Source organism: Nonomuraea sp. NPDC048916 (assembly GCF_040649575.1).
Lineage (GTDB): Bacteria > Actinomycetota > Actinomycetes > Streptosporangiales > Streptosporangiaceae > Nonomuraea.
The window spans coordinates 1-6,176 of sequence record NZ_JBEZFS010000083.1; the positions used below are offsets into that span (position 1 = coordinate 1).

General features: G+C 71.0%; 4 protein-coding genes. All 4 read left to right on the forward strand.

The window, feature by feature from the left end; translation table 11 throughout:
• Positions 1 to 20 precede the first annotated feature (20 nt).
• The gene (locus tag AB0C16_RS39505) at positions 21 to 3,068 is read left to right on the forward strand and encodes an SDR family NAD(P)-dependent oxidoreductase (protein ID WP_357691190.1); all 3,048 of its coding nucleotides are present in this window, start codon (positions 21 to 23) and stop codon (positions 3,066 to 3,068) included.
• Positions 3,069 to 3,118: 50 nt separating this feature from the next.
• Positions 3,119 to 4,048, forward strand: a complete 930-nt coding sequence (locus AB0C16_RS39510) for an ATP-binding cassette domain-containing protein (protein ID WP_357691184.1) — start codon at positions 3,119 to 3,121, stop codon at positions 4,046 to 4,048.
• Complete coding sequence (locus AB0C16_RS39515; RefSeq protein WP_357691186.1) at positions 4,045 to 4,845, forward strand: ABC transporter permease; 801 nt, start codon at positions 4,045 to 4,047, stop codon at positions 4,843 to 4,845. Before AB0C16_RS39510 ends, AB0C16_RS39515 begins: the two co-directional genes overlap by 4 nt.
• A gap of 124 nt (positions 4,846 to 4,969) precedes the next feature.
• Positions 4,970 to 6,176 (forward strand): beta-ketoacyl synthase N-terminal-like domain-containing protein (locus AB0C16_RS39520; protein ID WP_357691188.1); only part of this gene is annotated, 1,207 nt, incomplete at its 3' end.

Genomic DNA, 6,176 nt, shown 5'->3' on the forward strand with positions numbered 1-6,176 from the left:
AGCGGGTGCGTCCGTTGCGGGTGTCGCATGCGTTTCATTCGGGGTTGATGGAGCCGATGTTGGCGGAGTTCGGTGCGGCGGTTGAGGGGTTGGGGTTCGCCGCGCCGCGTGTGCCGTGGGTGTCGACGTTGACGGGTGGGTTGGTGGGGGAGGAGGGGTGTGGGGCGGGGTATTGGGTGGAGCAGGTGCGTCGGCCGGTGCGTTTCCATGATGCGGTGCTGGCGATGCGGGGGATGGGGGTGACCAGGTTCCTCGAGATCGGACCCGGTGGCGCGCTCGCCGCGCTCGTCCAGGAGGCGCTGGACGATCCCGCGGACTTCACCGTCGCCGCCACCCTGCCGAAGGGCCGGGACGAGGCGGACGCCCTCCTGACCGCGGCCGCCACGCTGCACTGTTCGGGTGCGGCCGTCGACTGGCCCTCGATCATCGGCGGAGGCCGCCTGGTCGAGCTGCCCACCTACCCCTTCCAACGCCGGCGATACTGGTTGGAGTCCACGGCCGGGAGCGCGGGTGCCGAGGAGCATCCCCTGCTCGGCCCGGCCACCGAGGTGGCCGCCAACGGCGGCGTGCTGTTCACCGGCCGCATCTCGGCCGGGACGCACCCGTGGCTGGCTGACCACGCGATCGGCCGCGCCCTGATCTTCCCCGGCACAGGCTTCGTGGAGATGGCCGTCCGAGCCGGTGACGAGGTCGGGTGCCGCCGGGTGGAGGAGCTGATCATCGAAGCGCCGCTGGTCGTGCCCGAGCGCTCGGGCGTGCGGTTGCAGCTGGCCGTAGATCCGCCGGACGAGTCGGGCATACGGCGGATCAGCGTGCACTCCCGGGCCGAGGGCGCCGCCGAGCACGCGTCCTGGACGCGGCACGTCACCGGCGTGCTGGTGCCGGACAGCGGATCGGAGCCGTTCGACCTCGCCGAATGGCCGCCGCCCGGCGCGCGGCAGCTGCCTGCCGACGGGATGTACGACGATCTAGCCGCGCAGGGATTCGAGTACGGCCCGGCCTTCCAGGGCCTGCGCGCGGTGTGGAAACGAGGTGAGGAGATCTTCGCCGAGGTGGTGCTCCCGCCGTCCGCTCACGCCGGCGCCGACCGGTTCGTGCTGCACCCCGCGCTCCTGGACGCCGCCCTCCAGGCGATCGGGCGCGGCGGAGCGACAGGCGGCGAGGCCATGCTGCCGTTCTCCTGGGAGCGGATAGAGACACACGCGACCGGCGCCACCGCCCTGCGGGTGCGGGTACGGCCCGCGGGCTCCGGAGCGGTGTCCCTGGACATCGCCGAGCCGACCGGCAGCCCGGTCATGTCCGTCGGATCGCTGCTGCTTCGCCCGGCCGCACCTGTGGCGAGGCAGGCCGCAGCCGCACCGGCGGCCTCGGACGCGTTGTTCGGCGTGGACTGGCAACGCGTTACGGCTGATCACGTCGCCGCCGCCGGCTGGGCGGTGATCGGGCCGGACCGCTGGGGCCTGGCCCAGGCCTTCCCCGGCGACCCGGCGGCCGCCGGCGTGCTCGTGGCGGCGTGCGGTGGCGACGTGCACGAGGAAGTGCACCGGATACTCGCCCTGATCCAGGCCCACCTCTCGACCTCCACCAGGCTGGTCGTCGTGACCAGGGGGGCGGTCTCCTGCGACGGAGAGAACCCGGCCGACCTGGCGGGCGCCGCGGTCTGCGGGCTCGTGCGCTCGGCCCAGGCGGAGGACCCGGACAGCATCACGCTCGTGGACCTCGACCCCGCCGACGACGCGGCCCGGTCGATCGCGATGATCCCCGCCGCGGTCGCGACCGGCGAATCCCAGACGGCCGTACGGCGAGGCGTCGTCCGGGCACCGCGCCTGATCCGAATGCCGGCGCCGGCCTCGGGCCCCGTGTGGGATCCGGAAGGAACGGTGTTGATCACTGGCGCGAGCGGGGCGCTGGGCGGCGCTGTGGCTCGCCACCTGGCCGGCGAGCACGGTGTCAGGAACCTGGTGCTGGCCAGCCGCCGGGGTGGCGACGCCCCCGGCGCCGCCGAGCTGCGGGAGGAACTGACGGAGATGGGCGCGAGCGTCTCGGTCGTGGCTTGCGACGTGGCAGACCGGGAGGCGCTGGCCGCCGTCCTGGCGGGCATTCCGGACGAGCGCCCGCTGCGGGCCGTCGTGCACGCCGCCGGTCTGCTCGACGACGGTGTGATCTCCTCGCTGACCCCCGATCGGATCGACGCCGTGCTGCGGCCCAAAGCGGACGCCGCGCTCGCCCTCGACGAGCTCACCCGAGACTGCGACCTGTCGGCCTTCGTGCTGTTCTCCTCGGCTGCCGGCGTGCTGGGATCACCGGGGCAAGGCGGCTACGCTGCGGCCAACGCGTTCCTCGACGCGCTGGCCGCCCGGCGCAGGTCCGCCGGGCTCGCCGGGACTTCGCTGGCCTGGGGGACCTGGGACGTCGGCGGCGGCATGGCCGCGAGCATGGACGGCGCCGCGACGGCCAGAGTCGCGGGGCTCGGGATCGGCGCGCTGACCGGCGAGGAGGGCCTGGCTCTCCTTGACACCGCATGTGCCCTGGGCGAGGCTCTGTTCGTGCCGATTCAGCTCGATACCGAAGTGCTGATGAGCCAGGACCCTGAAGAGCTGCCCCCGGTGTTGCGCGGCCTTACCCGGTCGGCCGCCCGGCGATCCGTCCAGGAGATCCAGCGCGAAAACGGCACGGTGCTCGGGCGGCTGGCCGGGATGCCTGCCCATCGGCGCTTGCCCGCGGTGCTGGATCTGGTGCGGACGCACGCGGCCGGGATCCTGGGCTACGCGGACCCGGCCCAGATCGACCTCGACGCCACCTTCACCGACGTCGGCTTCGACTCGCTGTCGGCCGTCGGCATCCGCAACAAGCTCACCCTGGTCACGGGGCTCAAGCTGCCGGCAGGGATGATCTACGACTACCCGACTCCGCGCTCGCTGGCCGTGTACCTCCTCGCGGAGCTGGCGCCGGAACCCGAGCCGGCACCGGGGCCCGAGGAGGATGACGGCCGACAGGGCGAGCGGGAGTCGATCGACACCATGGACAGCGAAGCGCTGATCCGCATGGCGCTGGGAAACCCCGAGTGAAGGCCTCTCCCGCCGCCTCCCCCAATCCCCGATCTTCTGGAGGATAGCGAATGCCGGTCAGTCACCCGATCGAGACCAGAGGCCTGCGCAAGTCGTTCGGCGACGTCACAGCCCTCGAATCGGTCGACCTCAAGGTCGAGAGGGGCATGATGCTCGCGCTGCTCGGGCCCAACGGCGCGGGCAAGACCACGGTCGTTCGTATTCTGAGCACGCTGCTCAAAGCCGACGGCGGCGTGGCTTTGGTGAACGGCCACGACGTCGCCAAGGACGCGCGGGCGGTACGCCGGTTGATCGGCCTCACGGGCCAGGAGACGGCGGTCGACACGGTGCTCACCGGCCGGGAGAACCTGGAGATGATGGGCCGGTTGTTCCACTTGGGACGCGCCGCCGTCACCGGCCGTGCTGCCGAACTGCTGGAGCTGTTCGGCCTGCTCGACGCTGCCGACCGTCAAGTCAGGACCTATTCGGGCGGCATGCGCCGCAAGCTCGACCTCGCGGTCAGTCTCATCAGCTCGCCATCGGTGCTCTACCTCGACGAGCCCACGACGGGCCTCGACCCGACGAGCCGGACGGCGATGTGGGAGACGATCAGGAAGCTGACCGCCGCGGGCACCACCATCCTGCTGACCACGCAGTATCTCGAGGAGGCCGATCAGCTCGCCGACAGGATCGCCGTGCTCAACCACGGCCGCATCATCGCCGAGGACACGTCGCAGGAGCTCAAGAGGCAGGTCGGACCCGAGCGCGCCGAGCTGACCGTCGCAGCCGACGACGTCGACCGGCTCCGAGCGCTCCTCGACGGCGAGTCCGTCGACGCCCAGACCGTCAGCGTGCCCGTCTACGGTCCGGGCGACGTCCGCGATCTGCTCAACCGGGCGGCGGACGCCGGTTTCGAAGTCCAGCGGGTCGCCTTGCGTCAGCCCACGCTCGACGACGTGTTCCGCATGCTGACCAGCACCCCGAAGGAAGGCGTGAAATGACGGCAGAAGCCCTGGCCGCCCAGGAACGCTCCGCTTTAGCCATGGCCGTCGGCGACTGCGTGGAGATGTCGCGTAGGAGTGTGCGGCACCTCACCCGGAACGTCGACGAGGTCATCCAGGCCTTCGTCGTGCCTATCCTGCTGCTGCTGATGTTCCGCTACCTGTTCGGCGGCGCGATCGAGGTCAACGGGCCGACGTACGTGAACTACGTGATCGCCGGCGTCATCGTGCTCAGCGTGGCGTTCAACTCGCCCTCGACCGCGGTCGCGATCGCCAACGATCTGCAGTTCGGCCTCTTCCAGCGTCTCCGTTCCATGCCGGTGTTCCAGCCGGCCGTACTCGTGGGACACGTCGTGGCCGCGAGCCTGCGCAGCGTCATGGCTGTCGCGCTGGCGGTCGGGGTGGGCTGGCTGGTGGGCTTCCGCCCGACGGCGAGCCTGGGCGACTGGCTGGCCGTCCTGGGTCTGCTGCTGGTGTTCATCCTCGCGATGGGCTGGCTCGCCGTCCTGATCGGCGGGGTGGCGGGCAGCGTCGAGGGCGCGGGCGGACTCTCCTTCATCCTGGTGATGCTGCCGTACGCGAGCAGCGCGCTCGTGCCACCGTCGAGCATGCCGTCGGTTCTGCGCGCCGTCGTGGAGAACCAGCCGTTCACGCCGCTCATCGACGCGACCAGAGCGCTGCTCATCGGGATGCCGCTGGGCAACAGTCTCTGGGTCGCCCTCGCCTGGTGGGCGCCGATTCTGCTGATCAGCATGGCGGTCACCATCCGCTACTTCAGCCGCCGGGGCAGCCAGTGAGCGATCCCCACCCCTAGGCGGCGGCTCGCCTGATAGTGGCAGCGTAGGGGTCGTTGTGTCACGGTCCGGATCGTTACCGTCTGGGATGGCTGGCGAGGCGAGCCGACCGGGAGGGCGACCTGGCATGGAGACGTCCGTCGAGCGGATCGTGGAGGCGCTGCGCAAGCAGATGCTGGAGAACGAGCGGCTGCGAGGCGAGAACGCACGGCTCAGCGCAGCGGCCGCCGAACCGGTGGCGATCGTCGGGATGGCGTGCCGGTATCCGGGCGGCGTGACCACTCCTGAGGAGCTGTGGCGCCTGCTGATGTCCGAGGGCGACGGCGTCGCGGCGTTCCCGACCGACCGGGGCTGGGATCTGGACGGCCTCTACGACCCCGAACCAGGGCTGCCCGGCAAGTCGATCGCGACGGAGGGCGGGTTCCTCTACGACAGTGCGGACTTCGACGCCGAGTTCTTCGGGATCTCCCCGCGTGAGGCCCTGGCCATGGATCCCCAGCAGCGGCTCCTCCTGGAGGTCGCCTGGGAGGCCATCGAGAGCGCCGGCATCGACCCCGCGACTCTGCGGGGCACGCCCACCGGCGTCTTCGGCGGCGTGATGTACCACGACTACGGGGAGAGCACCGACGGCAGTCTGGTGACCGGACGCGTGGCCTTCACCTTGGGTCTGGAGGGGCCTGCGGTGACGGTGGACACGGCGTGCTCGTCGTCGCTGGTGGCGTTGCATCTGGCGGCGCAGGCGCTGCGGTCGGGGGAGTGTTCGCTGGCGCTGGCCGGTGGCGTGACGGTCATGACGACACCTGACATGTTCGCCTACTTCAGCCATCAGCGCGGGCTGGCGCGTGACGGGCGGTGCAAGGCGTTCGCGGCGGCCGCGGACGGCACCGGTTGCTCGGAGGGCGTGGGACTGGTGCTGATCGAGCGGCTGTCCGACGCGCGGCGCAACGGTCATCCGGTGCTGGCGATCGTCCGGGGCAGCGCGGTGAACCAGGACGGCGCCTCCAGTGGTTTCTCGGCTCCGAATGGGCCGTCGCAGCAGCGGGTGATTCGGGCGGCGTTGGCGAGTGCGGGGTTGTCGGGTGTGGATGTGGATGTGGTGGAGGGGCATGGGACGGGGACGCGGTTGGGTGATCCGATCGAGGCGCAGGCGTTGTTGGCGACGTATGGGGTGGGGCGTGTTGGTGGGGGGCCGTTGTGGTTGGGGTCGTTGAAGTCGAATGTGGGGCATACGCAGGCGGCGGCGGGGGTCGGCGGTGTGATCAAGATGGTGTTGGCGTTGCGGCATGGGGTGTTGCCGCGGACGTTGCATGTGGATGTGCCGACGCCGCATGTGG